Below are 19,515 nucleotides of genomic sequence, written 5' to 3' on the forward strand. Positions count from 1 at the left end.
GGCGCAAACGCCCGCCAATACATTTTGCAAATTTGTTAAGCAATTCTCTTTTACGAAGGATGCTGTTTCTCTGACAATCGTCTCACTGGACAGTATTTATCAAAAAATCAGTGAATATTCAATAAGATGCAAGAAACCTTCTCTGCAAGCACTTCAATGCGTCGCCCCAGGCAGATTTCGCACAAAAATTTAACAACTGGTTATTATTTAGCACATTCCTCTAGGGGAACATTGAAATTACTAATATCATTTCGGATATCACTCAGCAAGCCCCAGACTATCATGTGAGTAAAATAACAGAGCATTCGAAGGATTTATGTGCAGGCAGGTGGGTAAGAAAGAATTAACTTGTTGAAATACAAGAAAAGAGGATTATTAGTAGAATTTATTATGTCATGTTCACATTTCAACTTTATTTATATGATTTGCTGATAATGACGTAAAAAAAACGGAGCCCCTGGCTCCGTCCTTTCATATGAAGTTTTAATGTAATAACCCAGGGAAAATGCTTTTAATGCCGGTAACGATAAACTCAATACCCAGCGCCATCAGCAGCAGCCCCATGATACGGGTAATAACGTTGATGCCTGTTTGCCCTAACAGCCGCACCAGCCAAGGGGCCATGCGGAATACGCCCCAACAGCAGAGCGCGAAAAGCGCAATCGCCACGGAAAAACCGATCAGGTGCATCAGACTGTGATAGCGCGTCCCCCACACTATCGTCGAGCTAATGGCCCCCGGACCCGCCATCAGCGGCAAGGCCAACGGAACGACACCGATACTTTCACGGACTGCTGTTTCTGATTTCTCCTGTTTGTTCTGTTTATCCTCACCCAGCTTACCGCTGATCATCGACATGGCGATGGTGACAACCAGGATCCCGCCCGCAATACGGAAGGAATCAATAGAGATTCCGAATAACTGCAGAATGGCATCGCCCAGGTAAAGCGACGTCAGCAGAATAATCGCTACCGATAAGTTTGCCGTCAGGTTGGTTTTGTTTCTGGCAACGGCTGTCTGGTAGCTGGTCATACTGATGAAGACAGGGATAATCCCCACGGGGTTCACCAGTGCAAACAAACCAATAAAAAACTTAAAATATGTTGGGAAATCAAAGAGCGTTTGAATCACATTTAGCTCCGCTAATGAGCATGTTCAGGGACAAAAAATATGTCATGATAAAACCGCGCTGAAGATACGCTTTTTTGCAGCATTCTTCACCAGAAATCTGTGCCAAATCGTTATCATTTCATGATGTTAAACATTTGTAGAATCAATGATAGCGTCACTTCTAATAGTTACGTAATTATTTAACAGTGGAAAATTCTTGCCGAAATAGGCTGCTGAAAGGTATCAGCTTAGGGAAAAATTGATGCAGATCATGATTTCCGTACTCAGAAGTGAGTAATCTGATTACGCCGCCAGGGAGATCACCTATCAAAAAGGTATGATGCTAAGGTAAGGCTCTTTTAGTAAATTAGTGAGCTGGAACGAGAAGTAACCCCTTGTTTTACTGTGTGTTACGCAAGTGGTATCGGCTCTGACTATACTGTGTGACGTATCGAGCGCTGGTTTACTAAAAGAGTTTAAACATTATCAGGAGAGCATTATGGCTGTTACTAATATCGCTGAACTGAACGCACTCGTCGAGCGCGTTAAAAAAGCCCAGCGTGAATATGCCAATTTCACCCAAGAACAGGTTGATAAAATCTTCCGCGCGGCCGCACTGGCTGCTGCAGATGCTCGAATCCCTCTCGCTAAAATGGCCGTTGCCGAATCCGGTATGGGTATCGTTGAAGATAAAGTGATCAAAAACCACTTTGCTTCAGAGTATATCTACAACGCCTATAAAGATGAGAAAACCTGTGGCGTGCTGTCTGAAGACGACACCTTCGGTACCATCACTATTGCAGAACCTATCGGCATCATTTGCGGTATCGTTCCAACCACTAACCCAACGTCTACTGCTATCTTCAAATCACTGATCAGCCTGAAGACCCGTAACGCAATCATCTTCTCCCCGCACCCACGTGCAAAAGACGCGACCAACAAAGCAGCAGATATCGTTCTGCAGGCTGCAATTGCCGCTGGCGCACCAAAAGATTTGATTGGCTGGATTGATCAGCCGTCTGTTGAACTGTCCAATGCACTGATGCATCACCCGGACATTAACCTGATTTTGGCGACCGGTGGTCCTGGTATGGTTAAAGCTGCATACAGCTCCGGTAAACCAGCCATCGGCGTAGGCGCAGGTAACACCCCTGTTGTTATCGACGAAACGGCGGATATCAAACGTGCCGTAGCGTCTGTACTGATGTCAAAAACCTTCGACAACGGCGTTATTTGTGCGTCCGAGCAGTCTGTTGTGGTTGTTGATTCCGTGTACGATGCCGTTCGTGAACGTTTCGCAAGCCACGGCGGCTACCTGCTGCAGGGTAAAGAGCTGAAAGCCGTTCAGGACATCATCCTGAAAAATGGCGCACTGAATGCTGCTATCGTAGGTCAACCAGCATACAAAATTGCTGAGCTGGCAGGCTTCACCGTTCCGGCAACAACCAAGATCCTGATTGGTGAAGTGAAAGTTGTCGATGAAAGCGAACCGTTCGCTCACGAAAAACTGTCCCCTACTCTGGCAATGTACCGCGCGAAAGATTTCGATGACGCGGTAGAGAAAGCAGAGAAACTGGTTGCCATGGGCGGTATCGGCCACACCTCTTGCCTGTACACCGACCAGGATAACCAGCCAGAACGTGTTGCTCACTTCGGTCAGAAGATGAAAACTGCACGTATCCTGATCAACACCCCTGCTTCTCAGGGTGGTATCGGTGACCTGTACAACTTTAAACTCGCACCTTCCCTGACTCTGGGTTGTGGTTCCTGGGGTGGTAACTCCATCTCTGAAAACGTTGGTCCAAAACACCTGATCAACAAGAAAACCGTTGCTAAGCGAGCTGAAAACATGTTGTGGCACAAACTTCCGAAATCTATCTACTTCCGCCGTGGCTCTCTGCCAATCGCGCTGGATGAAGTGATTACTGATGGCCACAAACGTGCGCTCATCGTGACTGACCGTTTCCTGTTCAACAACGGCTACGCAGATCAGATCACCTCAGTACTGAAAGCTTCTGGCGTTGAAACTGAAGTCTTCTTTGAAGTTGAAGCTGACCCAACACTGAGCGTTGTTCGTAAAGGTGCTGAACTGGCAAACTCCTTCAAACCAGATGTGATTATCGCACTGGGTGGCGGTTCCCCAATGGACGCCGCGAAAATCATGTGGGTCATGTACGAGCATCCGGAAACTCACTTCGAAGAACTGGCGCTGCGCTTTATGGATATCCGTAAACGTATCTACAAGTTCCCGAAAATGGGCGTGAAAGCGAAAATGATCGCTGTCACCACCACTTCCGGTACCGGTTCAGAAGTGACGCCGTTTGCGGTTGTAACTGATGATGCAACAGGTCAGAAATACCCACTGGCTGACTACGCGCTGACCCCAGATATGGCTATCGTTGATGCCAACCTGGTGATGGATATGCCGAAATCGCTGTGTGCCTTCGGTGGTCTGGATGCCGTGACTCACGCCCTGGAAGCCTATGTGTCTGTACTGGCGTCCGAATTCTCTGACGGTCAGGCTCTGCAAGCTCTGAAACTGCTGAAAGAGAACCTGCCAGCGTCTTACAACGAAGGGTCTAAAAACCCGGTAGCGCGTGAGCGTGTACACAGTGCTGCAACCATCGCTGGTATCGCGTTTGCGAACGCCTTCCTGGGTGTTTGTCACTCAATGGCACACAAACTGGGTTCTCAGTTCCACATTCCTCACGGTCTGGCGAACGCCCTGTTGATCAGCAACGTTATCCGTTATAACGCGAACGATAACCCAACCAAGCAGACTGCATTCAGCCAGTACGACCGTCCACAAGCACGTCGTCGTTACGCTGAAATCGCTGACCACCTGGGTCTGAGCGCACCGGGCGACCGCACTGCTGCTAAGATTGAGAAACTGCTGGCATGGCTGGACAGCATTAAAGCTGAGCTGGGTATTCCTAAATCTATCCGTGAAGCAGGCGTTCAGGAAGCTGACTTCCTCGCTCACGTAGATAAGCTGTCTGAAGACGCATTTGATGACCAGTGTACTGGTGCTAACCCGCGCTACCCGCTGATCTCCGAGCTGAAACAGATTCTGCTGGATACCTACTACGGTCGCGAGTTCAAAGAAAATGACACTGTCGCGGCAAAAGTTGAAGCGCCTGTTGTTAAAGCTGACAAAAAAGCGAAGAAAAGCGCTTAATTGACAGCCTAATAAAAAACCCGCCAATGGCGGGTTTTTTTATGCCTGCTGAACGGCAAAGAAATTTGCGCTGCCCTATTTCCGGTTATCGCTCTGGATAGCCGTCAGTGAACCGACAACAAGTGCTTCTTTATAGTGCTTGCGACAGACCGATACATAGCGCTCGTTGCCCCCTATAACGACCTGCTCGCCATCCGCGTAGGGTTTACCCGATTGATCGAGACGAAGCACCATACTGGCTTTACGGCCGCAGAAACAGATAGTCTTCAGCTCAACGAGCTTATCCGACCATGCGAGCAAATACTGGCTGCCAGCAAATAACTCGCCGCGAAAATCGGTGCGTAGACCATAACAGAGTACGGGAATATCCAGTTCGTCAACGACTTCAGAAAGTGCATGAACCTGTTCACGCGTCAGGAACTGGCTTTCATCTACCAGAACACAATGGATAGGCTTAGCGGCGTGTTCAGTGCGGATATCATCCAGTAAATCTGTTTGCGGGTTATACAGCCTTGCTGGCGACGAAAGTCCTATTCTTGAACTTACCTTCCCTGTACCAAAGCGATCGTCGATTTCAGCGGTGTACACAACGGTGCGCATCCCCCGCTCCTGATAATTGTATGAGGATTGCAGTAACGCCGTCGATTTCCCTGCATTCATTGCCGAATAGTAGAAATAAAGTTGTGCCATTGGCCGAAGAACCCTAATCAATGTGTAATATTCCCGATGAATCATTGTACCATATTTTGTCCCGTCATCAGCGATACACCGCACAGACTATGCCGCTGAACCCGCGATTAACCCTCGGTGCTTTTAGAAAATAATGCGTTAAAACATACATTAAACGCTTATCGGACTGCCAATAAGCAACATATGCCGCCAAACATAACACTTCTTTTTATACTGGAATTTACGTTCATTAAAATTCACTATTTATTAACTATTTTTGTCTTACCCGCGCGTCCCTGAAGTAATACAAAAGGCTGATATTTATCCGCCGCAACTATAATTCCTGGGGGAAATGTCACAAAACCAAACATGCATACCGCTGGTTTTTGCCGTTTGACGTGAAATCATCAGACCAGACACACGGTGAAATTTAAGTTAGCGTAATTAATAATAGCGCCGACGATTTCGTATTTTTTGAATTCCTTACATTCCCACCTATTGCACAACTCAATTTATCGCTCTATTATTAGGACAACAAACCACCCCCCATTATAAGTTTGAGATTACTACAATGAGCGAAGCACTTAAAATTCTGAACAACATCCGTACTCTTCGTGCGCAGGCAAGAGAATGTACCCTTGAAACGCTTGAAGAAATGCTGGAAAAATTAGAAGTTGTAGTTAATGAGCGTCGTGAAGAAGAAAGCGCAGCTGCTGCTGAAATCGAAGAACGCACTCGTAAACTGCAGCAATATCGCGAAATGCTGATTGCAGATGGTATCGATCCAAACGAATTGCTGAACAGCATGGCTGCGGCGAAAACCGGTACCAAAGCAAAACGCGCTGCTCGTCCGGCTAAATATAGCTACATTGATGAGAACGGCGAAGAGAAAACCTGGACCGGCCAGGGTCGTACTCCAGCTGTTATCAAGAAAGCAATGGATGAGCAGGGTAAACAACTGGATGACTTCCTGATCAAGGATTAATCCTAATCTAATTACAAAAATCCCGCTTAATGCGGGATTTTTTTTACGCGAAATTCCGCTGAGCAACCCTTTACACTCTGTCATATGTCGCCACAGACTATTTAATGTCTTTTACAATCCCTCTCCAGCAGCCACTGAGCCTCGTTATGGGCATAAAAAAACCGGTGGGCATCGCCACACCGGTCTTGTTCAACTGAGTATCAGACTATTTCTTAATACCCACGTTTTCTTTGAGCCAGGCTTTAAATTCTTCGCCCAGGGTAATGTGGCGAATACCATATTCAACGAATGCCTGCATATAACCGAGTTTATTACCGCAGTCATGGCTCTTACCTTTCATATGGTAAGCTTCTACGGTTTCTTTTTCGATCAGCATATCGATGCCATCGGTCAGCTGGATTTCATCACCCGCTCCCGGAGGCGTTTTCGCCAGCAGTGGCCAAATCTCAGCACTCAGCACGTAACGACCCACAACCGCCAGATTAGATGGCGCGACGTCCGCTTTCGGTTTCTCAACGACACCTACCATAGGAACGCTTTCGCCTGGCTCCAGATTAACGCCCTTGCAGTCCACAACACCATAGGCGGTAACGTCTTCTACAGGCTCAACCATGATCTGGCTGCTGCCTGTTTCGTCGAAGCGCTTGATCATCTCAGCCAGGTTATCCTGAGACAGATCTGATTCAAATTCGTCCAGAATAACGTCCGGCAGAATAACAGCAACCGGCTCATCACCCACAACCGGGTGTGCACACAGCACAGCATGACCCAGACCTTTCGCCAGCCCCTGACGAACCTGCATAATGGTGACGTGTGGAGGACAAATAGACTGAACTTCCTCTAACAGCTGGCGCTTAACGCGTTTTTCCAGCATCGCTTCAAGTTCAAAACTTGTATCAAAATGGTTTTCGATAGAGTTTTTAGATGAATGCGTAACCAGCACAATCTCAGTAATCCCTGCCGCGATACACTCATTTACGACGTACTGGATTAATGGCTTATCAACTAAAGGCAGCATCTCTTTAGGGATTGCCTTTGTTGCTGGTAACATCCTGGTCCCCAATCCCGCTACCGGGATGACGGCCTTTCTGACTTTCGAATTTAGGGCAGCCATTCAAATTCTCCTGAGCTGTTCAAGTTTTGAACTTTTATGCATTAAATAACGCGTTGAGTATATCAGCCTCAGCCTTTAGTACGGGTCTGAAAAGAACGCGTTGCCGATCAATTAGGATAAATACGCATGAATCTGGCAGCGATAGTAGCACCGCCAACTAAACACTGGAAAAGCAATCTCAAGAATAAAACTCAACTGCTTATTCCGTGGACAACATTAAGCGCAACCGCCCGCCAGCGCCCCAAATTTGGCACTGCCAGGAGGAACAGCGATGGCTAATTTGATTGAGGTAAGCCGTCCCCAGTGTTCCCAGCGGTACGCCGTTACTCACCTGAATATGATGCTCCCCCGTATTCAGAGAAGCGTTTAAACCCGCAGAAACAAGAATCAGATTTTTCAGTCCGCTGTGATAATAACCGACGAGAAGCGGAAACTGCCCAGGCAAATTAGCCTGGCGGAAAAGCTGATTTACTTGTTTAAGCAAACTGCCTAATTCAGGAAGCCGCTGTCCCTGATGGGATAACTGCTCTTGCAATAATCCATTAAATAGCGCACGAAGTAACAATGCTGCTAAAACGCCATTGTCTCCTGCCCGGGTCACGTCCAGACAATAAAAAGCGAGATCGGAATCGGATAACGGCGCAATATCGAGCACCAGACCATGCTGGTCTGCCGCCACGAGTTGTCGATAATTTATCCGGCAATGGGAAAGCGTTTGTTGTACCGGCGGCTGAAGCTCTTGTAACAATTTGGCTGCGGCAAGCGGATTACTGACCAACGCATCCCAGTCCTGGAACAGACGTTCTTCTTCCTCAACACGGGAATTGAACATGTTGGGATAAAGGCAAGCGAGCACCGTCTCACGCAGACGGTTCAAATCCTTGACGGGCTTGAGCAGAATATCCTGTACCCCCAGCCGTAGCGCTTTCGCGATATCCGCCATATTCTCCGTCGCAGAGATCACCAGCACAGGCATCTGGTTTCCTTCGTTGCGAAGATGCTCAACCAGCTTCAGGCCATTCATTCGCGGCATCGCGATGTCGCAGATCATTAAGTCCGGGGCAATAGACGTCATTTTCTCCAGCGCGTCGATGCCGTCCTCGGCAAGAGAAGTATCCGCACCCAGTGAGGATAACCACGAATCCAGCAAAGAGCGGAAAACGGGCTCGTCTTCAACGATTAAAATGTGTTTTCCGACCAATGGCTGCGTCATGGTTCCTCCCCTGGCTGACAGTTACTCAATAGTGGCATGCTATTGGGACTATCGCCTGTCAGATTTTGCTGAAGTAATCAAATAAAGGATGCTTAAAGTGCTGTTCGCACAAATGGCAACAATTCATCTATTTTCTTTTCGACGGCTAAGGAACCCGCTGAAATCGCGGCCTCAGCTCTATGGAAATCAAGGGTAGAGATTTGAGGACAATAAGGTTGAATCAGAATATCGGGAGGATCGCCAGCCATACGGTTTCGCTTCAGGCGATTCTCAAGTACCTGAATTGACGTGGTCATGATTTCCAGGGCGGTGGGTGCCGTTACTGCTCGGCGAGTTGCCAGGCGTCCAATTCTTCCGCGCAAACGCGCATGCCAGGCGAGCTTCTCACCTTCGGCATCATCACTTTGCAGATTAACGGGCATGAGGTCTTGCTGCATCAGGTGGGCATCATGTTGCAGGTCCACGGCAATCACAATATCCGCGCCCATGGCACGCGTCAGGGAAACGGGGACCGGGTTTACTACTCCGCCATCGACCAGCCAGTAGCCGTTATGTGGCACAGGGGCCATTAATCCCGGCATGCTGCAGGACGCACGGACAGCAAGATGCAGATCGCCTTCGGTGAGCCACAGCTCACGTCCTGTACTGAGGTTCGTGGCCACCGCGCCAAACGGCAACTGACAGTGGGTAAAGTCATCAAGGGGCATAATCTGACGGAACTGATTAAACACGCGCTCGCCGCGCAGCAGGCCGCCACGCTGCCAGGAGAGATCCATCAGGCGCAGCACATCCCAGTAGCTGAAGGAACGTACCCATTTCTCAAGCTCCGGTAGCTTACCGCAGGCATATGCTGACCCGACCAGCGAACCAATCGAACAGCCTGCAACGATATCAACGTCAATACCCATCTGTTTCAAGGCGTTGATAACGCCAATATGCGACCAGCCTCGGGCTGCACCTGAGCCTAACGCCAGTCCAATTTTTACTTTTCTCATTAGCCCTGTTTTACTTCCCCTGGATCCCCAACATAGCGTCAACGCAACAGCTCAGTTAACATAGTGCTACCCTAAGCGTTAAACGCCCTTATTTTTTGTTCCAGGAAGAGAATCGTGTCTCAACTCTGCCCCTGTGGTAGCGCTCTGGAGTATAGCCTATGTTGCCAGCGATATCTTACTGGCGAGCAGGTTGCTCCAGACCCGTCACACCTGATGCGTTCGCGGTATACTGCTTTTGTGATCAAAGACGCAGATTATTTAGTCAAGACCTGGCACCCCACTTGCCATGCAGCTGATTTTCAGCAAGACATTGAAGCGGGCTTTGCCAATACCCACTGGCTCGGTCTCACGGTCTTTGATTCAGCCCCCGGTCGTGATGAAAACGAGGGTTACGTGAGTTTTGTTGCCCGTTTTACCGAACAGCACAAACCCGGCGCCATTATTGAACGTTCCCGTTTCTTAAAGGAAAGCGGGCAATGGTATTATATTGACGGAACGCGCCCTCAATTCGGTCGTAACGATCCCTGCCCTTGCGGCTCAGGTAAAAAATTTAAAAAGTGTTGCGGGCAGTAATGCCTGACAACCCAGACTTCGCAAATACACAAACAGGATTTCCCGGCGATGCAATCACTACAACGTAAAGTTCTGCGCACCATCTGTCCCGATCAAAAAGGACTGATCGCACGAATTACCAACATTTGTTACAAACATGAACTGAATATCGTGCAGAACAACGAGTTCGTTGACCACCGTACCGGTCGCTTCTTTATGCGTACCGAGCTCGAAGGTATTTTCAACGACACCACCCTGCTTGCCGATCTGGATAGCGCCCTGCCGGAAGGTTCCGTGCGTGAACTGACGCCTGCTGGCCGTCGTCGCATTGTGATCCTGGTGACCAAAGAGGCACACTGCCTGGGCGACCTGCTGATGAAAGCCAACTACGGCGGTCTTGATGTCGAAATTGCCGCTGTTATCGGCAACCACGAGACGCTGCGTACGCTGGTCGAGCGTTTTGATATTCCATTCGAACTGGTCAGCCACGAAGGACATACCCGTGAAGAGCACGACGATCTGATGGCGCAGGCGATTGAAGCGCATAATCCAGATTACGTGGTGCTGGCGAAATATATGCGCGTATTAACGCCCTCCTTCGTATCGCGTTTCCCGAATAAGATCATCAACATTCATCACTCGTTCCTTCCCGCCTTTATCGGCGCGCGCCCGTACCACCAGGCGTACGAGCGCGGCGTGAAGATCATCGGTGCGACGGCCCCACTACGTGAATGACAATCTGGATGAAGGTCCCATCATCATGCAGGACGTGATTCATGTGGATCACACCTATACCGCAGAAGACATGATGCGCGCTGGGCGCGACGTTGAGAAAAACGTCTTAAGCCGTGCGTTGTATCAGGTGCTTGCCCAACGCGTCTTCGTTTACGGCAACAGAACCATCATTCTTTAATCTTTCGGAAAATGAATTGATTAGCTTTGCACCTTTGCGGATAAAAAGCAGGCAAACAACTTCATTTCCCTAAAGGAATGCTTTACAGGGGCGTCTCATTTGATATGATGCGCCCCGCTTCCAACAGGAAGCAGGCCAGTAAAAAGCATTACCCCGTGGTGGGGTTCCCGAGCGGCCAAAGGGAGCAGACTGTAAATCTGCCGTCATCGACTTCGAAGGTTCGAATCCTTCCCCCACCACCATCTCTCAGCATTACCTCAAAATTTGAATTACCCCTGGTGGGGTTCCCGAGCGGCCAAAGGGAGCAGACTGTAAATCTGCCGTCATCGACTTCGAAGGTTCGAATCCTTCCCCCACCACCATCATTTCCAAATAACGCTTAACTTTCTGTTCGCACCGGGCATCATGCTTTTCCGTAACGGGGAAGGACGAGAAGCTTCGACTAAGGTTCGATTCGAGCGTAGCGAGAAAGCGTTGCCGCAGGCAACGACCCGAAGGGCGAGGCGCAACGCGCCGAGTAATCCTTCCCCCACCACCATCACTTTCAAATGACTCCAAATCTTCTGTTCGCACCAGGCATCATGCATTTCCGTGACGGGGAAGGATGAGAAGCTTCGACTAAGGTTCGATTCGAGCCTTCGTAGGCCGGGTAAGGCGCAGCCGCCACCCGGCAACAGAAACCTACATCGGCGGCAACCGTCGCTTCACCGGCGAGCTCTTCACAATCGACGTATTACACTGGGCATGCTCTGCCAGGCCGTCCAGCAACACATCCAGCTGTTCTATCGACCGTACCACCAGCCTGATCACAAAACAGTCCTCACCCGTGACTTTGTCACTCTCAATGCACTCCGGCATGGCCTGAATGTATTTATCCACCTTATGCAATAACCCCGGCAATGGGCGCACGCGCACCAGCGCCTGCAAGGTGTATCCCAGCGCCGCCAGGTTCACCCGCGCACCATAACCCTGAATCACACCGCGCTCTTCCAGCCTCTTCAAACGTTCTGCCGTGCTGGGTGACGTCAATCCCACACGACCACTCAGCACCTTCAGCGACGCGCGCGCGTCCTCTACCAGACAAGCCAATATTTGCCGATCGATATCATCAAGCAGGTATTCCATCACTTTCACCTAATTTTAAAAAGTCATTAGCCTGTTTCACCTTATAGCAGCCCTGTAAAACCCGACAGCGATTTTCGACAATAGGGTCATTAATCAGGAGGTGGATGATGCGTGATTTACAAAAAGGCGTCGGGCAGATGAGCCTGGCGATGTTAATTTCCGGCTCTATCGGCGCGTTTGTTTTACTCTCCGGTCTGCCGGTAACGGAAGTGGTGTTCTGGCGCTGCGTTATCGGCGCGGTGACGCTTTATATGTTCATCCGGTTAAGTCGAAAGCCCTTCAGTCCCCTCACCCGCACCACGCTGCTGCTGGCCATTTTTGGCGGCGTAGCGCTCGTGGTGAACTGGCTGCTGCTGTTTGCAGCCTATGAGCGGATCTCGATTGGCCTGTCTACCGTGGTCTATAACACCCAGCCGTTTATGCTGGTGATGATGGGGATGCTTTTAGGTGAACGCGTCAGTCTGGTGAAGTGGGGCTGGTTGATCCTCGCCTTCGGCGGCGTGGTGATATTGCTTTCCAGCGAGCTGAGCGGCACGCATGGCAGTGAATGGCTCACAGGTATCGGGCTGGCGCTGGGTGCAGCATTCTTTTACGCGCTGACTGCCATTATCGCCCGCAAACTGAAATCCATCGCACCGCAGCATATCGCCTTTATTCAGGTCCTGACAGGGGTGGTGATGCTTCTTCCGCTGGCGCATATGCCTTCCCTTTCGGGCGATTTCCCCTGGACGATACTGCTGACGCTGGGCATTGTCCATACCGGCATTATGTACCAGTTGCTGTATAGCGCCATTCAGAAACTCCCTACTCCAGTCACCGGCTCGCTGTCGTTTATCTATCCGGTGGTCGCCATTGTTGTTGATAACCTGGTGTTCGGACACTCGCTGAACCTCACGCAGCTTGCGGGCGGCGCGCTGATTTTGTTTGCCGCTGCGGGCAACAACCTGGGCTGGGGCGAAAAAAAACCCCGCGAGTGCGGGGTGGGTATCAAAACGGCAAATTAGCGACGGGCGCGCACAATCTGGTATTTGCGCGTCAGGTACTCAACCGGCGCGCTCCAGATGTGCACCAGGCGAGAGAACGGGAACAGCACAAACAGCGTCATCCCCAGCACCAGGTGCACGCGGAAGATAAAGGCCACGCCGTCCAGATGCTCAGATGCGCCGCCATGGAAGGTCACCACGGACTGCGCCCAGCCGACCAGCTTCATCATTTCGCTGCCGTCCATATGCTGCGCAGAGAACGGAATTGTCAGCAGACCCAGCGCACACTGCACCATCAACAGGGAGAGGATCAGGATGTCCGCAGCGGTCGTGGTGGCACGCACGCGCGGGCTGAACAGACGACGCTTCAGCAGCAGCAGACCGCCGACCAGACACATCACGCCGCTGGCACCGCCCGCAAACATCGCCATTTTCTGCTTCACTTCAATCGGCAGCCAGGCTTCGTACATCCAGTGCGGTGTCAGCATGCCCAGGAAGTGACCGGCAAAAATCCCCAGGATCCCGATATGGAACAGGTTAGAGGCGAGGTTCATACCCTTGCGGTCCAGCATCTGGCTGGAGGCCGCCCGCCAGGTATACTGGCCATAGTCATAACGCAGCCAGCTTCCCACCAGGAATACGGTGCCCGCGATGTACGGGTAAATGTCAAAGAAGAACATATTCAGGAAGTGCATTATTGCCGTCCTCCGTTAGAGATATTCAAATATTGCGGAGCAACGGCCCCGGCAAAACGACGCTGGTGAGCGGAGATTTCAGACTCGCCGCAGTTCTGGTCAGCAAAGAACTTCACCTGCTCTTCTTCCCAGACCGCATCAAGCGCCTGCGGAGTGTCGTCGCGCGCTTCATCCGCGATTTTTTCCGCTACTTTTTCGCTATCAACGGCGGCATTTGCCAGCTTCACCAGCAGGTCAAAGAGCACCGCATAAGCACTTTCGCGCTGCTGAAGACGCGCGCCAAGCAGTGCCAGGATCGGTGCGATGTCCTGTAAACCGCCCAGCGCCTCTTCTTTTGGCAGCTGCGCCAGATATTCCAGGTACAGCGGCAGGTGGTCTGGCAGTTCGCGGCTGTCGAGCTGCAGGCCGTGCTGCTCGTACTGGGACATCAGGTCGACCATCGCCTGACCACGATCGCGGGATTCACCGTGGACGTGTTCAAACAGCAGCAGAGACGTCGCGCGCCCGCGGTCAAACAGCTGGCTGTAGTCCGCCTGCGCGTCCAGGAGATCGCGCGCTAACAGATCGCGGAGGAAAACGCCCAGCTTCTGGGCATCCGCTTTATCCAGGTTTTCAGATGACGCGAGTGCATCAAAGAGTTCCTGCTGATGCTGCGCAAGCGCAGCATCCGGGTACTCGAGCAGACGCGAAACAATGACGAGTTCAATCATTGGTGCGGCTCCGTTTTGCTGGTCACATCCATGGCGTCGATGCGGCGGCTGTTGAACAGGTTGAATTTGGTGTCTGAGCCGTGGCAACCGTCACCGAAGCTAAAGCCACATCCGTTTTTCTCCGGGAAGGCGTCGCGCGCCTGCTCGCGGTGGCTGCTCGGTACGACGAAACGGTCTTCGTAGTTCGCAATCGCCAGATAGCGGTACATCTCCTGAGCCTGTGCTTCGGTCAGACCAACTTCTTCCAGCGCACGGGTATCGGTAACGCCGTCAACGGTCTCAGCACGCTTGAAGTGACGCATCGCTAGCATGCGCTTCAGCGCCAGCAGGACCGGCTGGGTATCCCCTGCGGTCAGCAGGTTCGCCAGGTACTGTACCGGAATACGCAGGCTTTCCACGTCCGGCAGAATACCGTTGCCGCCCAGTTCACCCGCGTCGGCAGCAGACTGAATCGGCGACAGCGGCGGCACGTACCAGACCATCGGCAGCGTGCGGTATTCCGGATGCAGCGGCAGCGCCAGCTTCCAGTCCATCGCCATTTTGTACACCGGAGACTGCTGCGCGGCGTCGATCACGCTCTGCGGCACGCCGTCCTTCAGCGCCTGCTCGATCACCTTCGGATCGTTCGGATCGAGGAACACGTCCAGCTGACGCTGGTACAGATCTTTCTCGTTCTCGGTGCTTGCTGCCGTTTCAATCGCGTCCGCGTCATACAGCAGCACGCCGAGGTAGCGAATACGGCCTACGCAGCTTTCTGAACAGACGGTAGGCATACCGGCTTCAATGCGCGGATAGCAGAAGATGCACTTCTCTGACTTGCCGCTCTTCCAGTTGAAGTAGATTTTTTTATACGGACAGCCGGTGATGCACATACGCCAGCCGCGGCACTTGTCCTGGTCGATGAGTACGATGCCGTCTTCTTCACGCTTGTAGATGGCGCCGCTCGGGCAGGTCGCCACGCACGCTGGGTTAAGGCAGTGCTCGCACAGACGCGGCAGGTACATCATGAAGGTGTTTTCGAACTGGCCGTACATCGCCTTCTGCATGTTCTCGAAGTTTTTGTCTTTCGACAGCTTCTCGAACTCACCGCCCAGATCGTCTTCCCAGTTCGGGCCTTTCTCGATCTTGTTCATACGCTGACCGGTGATCAGCGAGCGAGGACGAGCAATCGGCTGATGTTTACCTTCCGCTGCGTTATGCAGGTTCTGATAGTCATAATCAAACGGCTCGTAGTAATCATCAATGCCCGGCAGATGCGGGTTAGCGAAGATTTTTCCCAGCAGCATCGCGCGGTTGCCCATGCGCGGCTGGATTTTGCCGTTGATTTTGCGGATCCAGCCGCCCTTGTATTTCTCCTGATCTTCCCAGTTGGTCGGGAAGCCGGTGCCCGGCTTGGTTTCCACGTTGTTGAACCAGGCGTATTCGGTCCCTTCGCGGCTGGTCCAGACGTTTTTACAGGTGACTGAGCAGGTATGACAGCCGATGCATTTATCCAGATTCAGCACCATGCCGACTTGTGAACGAATTTTCATTTTACGCTCTCCTGTACCTGGTCATTACCTTCGCCGTCTAACCAGTTAATATTCTTCATCTTACGTACCACCACGAACTCATCGCGGTTCGATCCTACGGTGCCGTAGTAGTTAAAGCCGTAGGCCAGCTGCGCATAGCCACCGATCATATGGGTCGGCTTCGGCGTAATACGGGTGACCGAGTTATGAATACCGCCGCGCTGCTCGGTGATTTCTGAGCCAGGAATGTTCACGATACGTTCCTGCGCGTGGTACATCATGGTCATCCCTGCTGGAACACGCTGGCTAACCACTGCACGAGCGGTCAATGAACCGTTGCTGTTGAAGACTTCGATCCAGTCGTTATCCACAATGCCCAGATCTTTGGCATCCGCTTCGCTCATCCAGACAATCGGACCGCCGCGTCCCAGCGTCAGCATCAGCAGGTTGTCGCTGTAGGTGGAGTGGATCCCCCACTTCTGGTGCGGCGTCAGGAAGTTCAGCGCTTTCTCCGGATTACCGTTGGACTTCTCGCCCATTACCGCTTTCACCGAACGGGTGTCGATTGGCGGACGGTAAACCAGCAGGCTTTCGCCGAAGTCACGCATCCACTGATGATCCTGATACAGAGACTGACGACCGGTCAGGGTACGCCACGGGATCAGCTCGTGAACGTTGGTGTAACCCGCGTTATAAGAAACGTGCTCATCTTCCAGACCAGACCAGGTCGGGCTGGAGATAATTTTGCGCGGCTGGGCCTGAATATCGCGGAAGCGGATTTTCTCGTCTTCTTTGTTCAGGGCCAGATGCTTGTGGTCGCGACCGGTGATTTTACTCAGTGCTTCCCAGGCTTTTACTGCGACCTGGCCGTTGGTTTCCGGTGCCAGGGTCAGGATCATCTCTGCGGCATCAATCGCCGTGTTCAGCATTGGCTGGCCTTTGGCCGGGCCGTCTGATTTGGTGTAATTGAGCTTACGCAGCAGGTCCATTTCGCTCTGGGTGTTCCAGGCGATCCCTTTCCCGCCGTTGCCGATTGTCTCCATCAGCGGGCCGATAGAGGTAAAGCGTTCGTAGGTTGCCGGGTAGTCACGTTCAACTGGAATGATGTGCGGCGCCGTCACGCCAGGGATCAGATCGCACTCGCCTTTTTTCCAGTCCTTCACGTCCAGCGGCTGCGCCAGTTCGGCAGCCGAGTCGTGCTGAATGGGCAGCGTCACCACGTCGGTTTCTTTGCCCAGGTGCCCCACGCAGACTTCAGAGAATTTCTCGGCGATGCCTTTGTAGATTTCCCAGTCGCTTTTGGATTCCCACGCCGGGTCAACGGCAGCAGACAGCGGATGAATAAACGGATGCATATCCGAGGTATTCATGTCGTCTTTTTCATACCAGGTTGCAGTAGGCAGAACGATATCGGAGTACAGGCAGGTGCTCGACAGACGGAAATCCAGCGTCACTACCAGATCCAGCTTGCCGTCCAGGCCGTTGTCTTTCCATTCCACTTCTTCAGGCTTCACGCCGCCCTGCTTGCCGAGATCTTTGCCCTGAATACCGTGTTCCGTACCCAGCAGATACTTCAGCATGAACTCGTGACCTTTACCGGAAGAACCCAGCAGGTTTGAGCGCCAGATGAACAGGTTGCGCGGATGGTTTTTACCGTTTTCCGGCTGTTCCGCCGCAAAGCGAATCGAACCTTCCTTCAGCGACTTAACGGTGTAGTCCACCGGGGTCATGCCCGCTTTCTTCGCCGCTTCCGCGATGCGCAGCGGGTTGGTACCAAGCTGAGGAGCCGACGGCAGCCAGCCCATACGTTCCGCACGCACGTTGAAGTCAATCAGGTGACCGCTGTAGCGGGATTTATCCGCCATTGGCGACAGCAGTTCCTCTGCGGTAACCGTCTCGTAGCGCCACTGGCTGGAGTGGTTATAGAAGTAGGAAGTGCTGTTCATGTGGCGAGCCGGACGCTGCCAGTCAAGGGCAAACGCCAGCGGCTGCCAGCCGGTCTGCGGACGCAGTTTTTCCTGGCCGACGTAGTGCGCCCAGCCGCCGCCGCTCTGACCGACGCAGCCGCAGAAGATCAGCATGTTAATCAGGCCGCGATAGTTCATATCGAGGTGATACCAGTGGTTCAGACCGGCACCGACGATGATCATGGAGCGACCGTGGGTCTTGTCGGCGTTTTCCGCGAACTCACGCGCTATACGGGTGATCTGCGCGCGCGGCACGCCGGTGATCTGCTCCGCCCATGCCGGGGTGTACGCTTTCACGTCATCGTAATTGCTTGCACAGTTTTCGTCGTTCAGACCACGCTCCAGGCCGTAGTTCGCCATGGTGAGATCGTAAACGGTGGTGACCAGCGCCGTTGAACCATCGGCGAGCTGAAGACGCTTCACCGGCAGTTTGTGCATCAGAACGTTATTCAGTTCAACCTTGTTGAAATGCTCGGTGCCTTCGCCACCGAAGTACGGGAAGCCGACGTCAGCAATCTCATCCTGGCTGCCCAGCATGCTCAGGCGCAGTTCAGTCTCTTCGCCTGTGGTGCCGTTACGCTGCTCCAGGTTCCATTTGCCCTTTTCGCCCCAGCGGAAACCGATAGAGCCGTTTGGCGCAATCAGTTCGCCATTGCTGTTACAGGCAACGGTTTTCCACTGCGGGTTATTTTCCTGACCAAGTGAATCCACCAGGTCAGCGGCGCGCAGCATACGACCGGCAGCGTAGTAGCCGTCGCGCTCTTCCAGCATTACCAGCATCGGCATGTCGGTGTAGCGACGCACGTAGTCGGTGAAGTACTGGCTAGGCTTGTCCAGGTGGAACTCGCGCAGCATGACGTGGCCCATCGCCAGCGCCATCGCCGCATCGGTGCCCTGCTTAGGTGCCAGCCACAGGTCGCACAGCTTGGCGATTTCCGCATAGTCAGGGGTAATCGCAACGGTTTTGGTGCCTTTATAACGCACTTCGGTAAAGAAGTGGGCATCCGGGGTACGGGTCTGAGGAACGTTAGAGCCCCAGGCCAGAATGTAGCTGGAGTTATACCAGTCGGCGGATTCCGGCACGTCGGTCTGCTCGCCCCAGGTCTGCGGAGACGCAGGCGGCAGGTCGCAGTACCAGTCATAGAAGCTCAGACAGGTCCCGCCAATCAGGGAGAGATAGCGCGCGCCAGACGCGTAAGAGACCATCGACATCGCCGGAATTGGCGAGAAGCCCGCCACGCGGTCCGGGCCGTAGGTTTTGACGGTGTAGACGTTAGACGCTGCAATCAGTTCGTTCACTTCTTTCCAGGAGGAACGGACAAAGCCACCGCGACCGCGAGCCTGCTTGAAGCTCTTCGCTTTGTCGGTGTCTTCAATGATGGATGCCCATGCATCAACCGGATCGCTGTGCTGGACTTTCGCTTCACGCCACATTTTCATCAGACGCTTACGCATCAGAGGGTATTTCAGGCGGTTAGCGCTGTAGAGATACCAGGAGTAGCTTGCGCCACGCGGACAGCCGCGCGGTTCATGATTCGGCAGATCGGGACGGGTACGCGGGTAGTCGGTTTGCTGGACTTCCCAGGTCACCAGACCATTCTTGACGAAAATCTTCCAGCTGCACGAACCCGTGCAGTTGACGCCGTGGGTTGAACGGACCACTTTGTCATGCTGCCAGCGCTGGCGATAGCCGTCTTCCCAGTCGCGGTTGGTCTCCAGAAGCTGACCGTGCCCATCGGCAAACGTCTCGCCCTTCTGCTTGAAGTAGCGAAACCGGTCTAAAAATTTGCTCATC

Annotated in this window: 14 protein-coding genes, 2 tRNA genes, 1 other RNA gene and 1 pseudogene; 8 read left to right on the top strand and 10 right to left on the bottom strand. The window is 52.4% G+C overall.

The genetic code is table 11. From position 1 onward, the window contains the following. Positions 1-483: 483 nt before the first annotated feature. On the bottom strand, positions 484-1,131 hold the full coding sequence (locus EXW94_RS05520) for a YchE family NAAT transporter (RefSeq protein WP_010433000.1): 648 nt from the start codon (positions 1,129-1,131) through the stop codon (positions 484-486). Positions 1,132-1,609: 478 nt separating this feature from the next. Here EXW94_RS05520 and adhE point away from each other — a divergent pair, with 478 nt between their 5' ends. Continuing rightward, positions 1,610-4,288, top strand: a complete 2,679-nt coding sequence (gene adhE / locus EXW94_RS05525) for a bifunctional acetaldehyde-CoA/alcohol dehydrogenase (RefSeq protein WP_108417803.1) — start codon at positions 1,610-1,612, stop codon at positions 4,286-4,288. Between the two features lie 75 nt (positions 4,289-4,363). Here the strand turns inward: adhE and tdk are convergent, their stop codons facing one another. Next, positions 4,364-4,978 carry a thymidine kinase gene (tdk, locus tag EXW94_RS05530; protein WP_174339691.1) on the bottom strand — a complete coding sequence of 205 codons (615 nt, stop codon included), beginning with the start codon at positions 4,976-4,978 and terminating at the stop codon, positions 4,364-4,366. Between the two features lie 550 nt (positions 4,979-5,528). On the opposite strand from tdk, the gene hns reads away from it, so the two are divergent. After that, entirely contained in the window at positions 5,529-5,942 is a 414-nt protein-coding gene (gene hns / locus EXW94_RS05535; protein WP_003856724.1) for a histone-like nucleoid-structuring protein H-NS, read from the top strand. Between the two features lie 205 nt (positions 5,943-6,147). Here hns and galU read toward each other — a convergent pair whose 3' ends face one another. From galU to rssA, 3 genes are all read right to left on the bottom strand, one after another. Further along, positions 6,148-7,056 (bottom strand): UTP--glucose-1-phosphate uridylyltransferase GalU, encoded by a 909-nt coding sequence (galU, locus tag EXW94_RS05540; RefSeq protein ID WP_174339692.1) that lies wholly within the window; start codon positions 7,054-7,056, stop codon positions 6,148-6,150. Between the two features lie 199 nt (positions 7,057-7,255). Continuing rightward, the gene (gene rssB, locus EXW94_RS05545; protein WP_042716774.1) at positions 7,256-8,269 is read right to left on the bottom strand and encodes a two-component system response regulator RssB; all 1,014 of its coding nucleotides are present in this window, start codon (positions 8,267-8,269) and stop codon (positions 7,256-7,258) included. A gap of 92 nt (positions 8,270-8,361) precedes the next feature. Then, a complete protein-coding gene (rssA, locus tag EXW94_RS05550; protein WP_174339693.1) occupies positions 8,362-9,264 on the bottom strand; it encodes a patatin-like phospholipase RssA in 903 nt (300 codons plus the stop codon). Positions 9,265-9,378: 114 nt separating this feature from the next. Between rssA and EXW94_RS05555 the strand changes: the two genes are divergently transcribed. The 5 genes and pseudogenes from EXW94_RS05555 to EXW94_RS05575 all read left to right on the top strand — a co-directional run bounded on the left by EXW94_RS05555 (position 9,379) and on the right by EXW94_RS05575 (position 11,267). Further along, positions 9,379-9,837 carry a YchJ family protein gene (locus tag EXW94_RS05555; protein WP_071985429.1) on the top strand — a complete coding sequence of 153 codons (459 nt, stop codon included), beginning with the start codon at positions 9,379-9,381 and terminating at the stop codon, positions 9,835-9,837. 48 nt (positions 9,838-9,885) lie between these two features. Next, positions 9,886-10,729, top strand: a pseudogene (gene purU / locus EXW94_RS05560) (formyltetrahydrofolate deformylase). 157 nt (positions 10,730-10,886) lie between these two features. Then, a tRNA-Tyr gene (locus tag EXW94_RS05565) sits at positions 10,887-10,971 on the top strand. 35 nt (positions 10,972-11,006) lie between these two features. After that, positions 11,007-11,091: transfer RNA gene (locus EXW94_RS05570), tRNA-Tyr, on the top strand. Positions 11,092-11,136: 45 nt separating this feature from the next. Continuing rightward, positions 11,137-11,267, top strand: a non-coding RNA gene (locus tag EXW94_RS05575) — RtT sRNA. Positions 11,268-11,410: 143 nt separating this feature from the next. Here the strand turns inward: EXW94_RS05575 and EXW94_RS05580 are convergent. After that, positions 11,411-11,854, bottom strand: a complete 444-nt coding sequence (locus EXW94_RS05580) for an Lrp/AsnC family transcriptional regulator (RefSeq protein ID WP_010432979.1) — start codon at positions 11,852-11,854, stop codon at positions 11,411-11,413. A gap of 107 nt (positions 11,855-11,961) precedes the next feature. On the opposite strand from EXW94_RS05580, the gene EXW94_RS05585 reads away from it, so the two are divergent. Further along, positions 11,962-12,858: a DMT family transporter gene (locus tag EXW94_RS05585; protein WP_174339694.1), complete on the top strand. Its 897-nt coding sequence runs from the start codon at positions 11,962-11,964 to the stop codon at positions 12,856-12,858. Here the strand turns inward: EXW94_RS05585 and narI are convergent. From narI to EXW94_RS05605, 4 genes are read right to left on the bottom strand one after another with little or no spacing between them, the layout of a single operon-like run. Beyond that, positions 12,855-13,532, bottom strand: a complete 678-nt coding sequence (narI, locus tag EXW94_RS05590; RefSeq protein ID WP_010432973.1) for a respiratory nitrate reductase subunit gamma — start codon at positions 13,530-13,532, stop codon at positions 12,855-12,857. The genes EXW94_RS05585 and narI overlap by 4 nt on opposite strands. Continuing rightward, complete coding sequence (narJ, locus tag EXW94_RS05595) at positions 13,532-14,242, bottom strand: nitrate reductase molybdenum cofactor assembly chaperone (protein ID WP_100166107.1); 711 nt, start codon at positions 14,240-14,242, stop codon at positions 13,532-13,534. The genes narI and narJ overlap by 1 nt, the downstream gene beginning before the upstream one ends. Further along, complete coding sequence (gene narH / locus EXW94_RS05600) at positions 14,239-15,774, bottom strand: nitrate reductase subunit beta (protein WP_174339695.1); 1,536 nt, start codon at positions 15,772-15,774, stop codon at positions 14,239-14,241. The genes narJ and narH overlap by 4 nt, the downstream gene beginning before the upstream one ends. Further along, entirely contained in the window at positions 15,771-19,514 is a 3,744-nt protein-coding gene (locus tag EXW94_RS05605) for a nitrate reductase subunit alpha (protein WP_174339696.1), read from the bottom strand. The genes narH and EXW94_RS05605 overlap by 4 nt, the downstream gene beginning before the upstream one ends. Between the last annotated feature and the right edge of the window lies 1 nt (position 19,515).

The organism is Enterobacter sp. JMULE2, assembly GCF_013337145.1.
In the GTDB taxonomy this organism is placed as follows: Bacteria; Pseudomonadota; Gammaproteobacteria; order Enterobacterales; family Enterobacteriaceae; genus Enterobacter; species Enterobacter mori.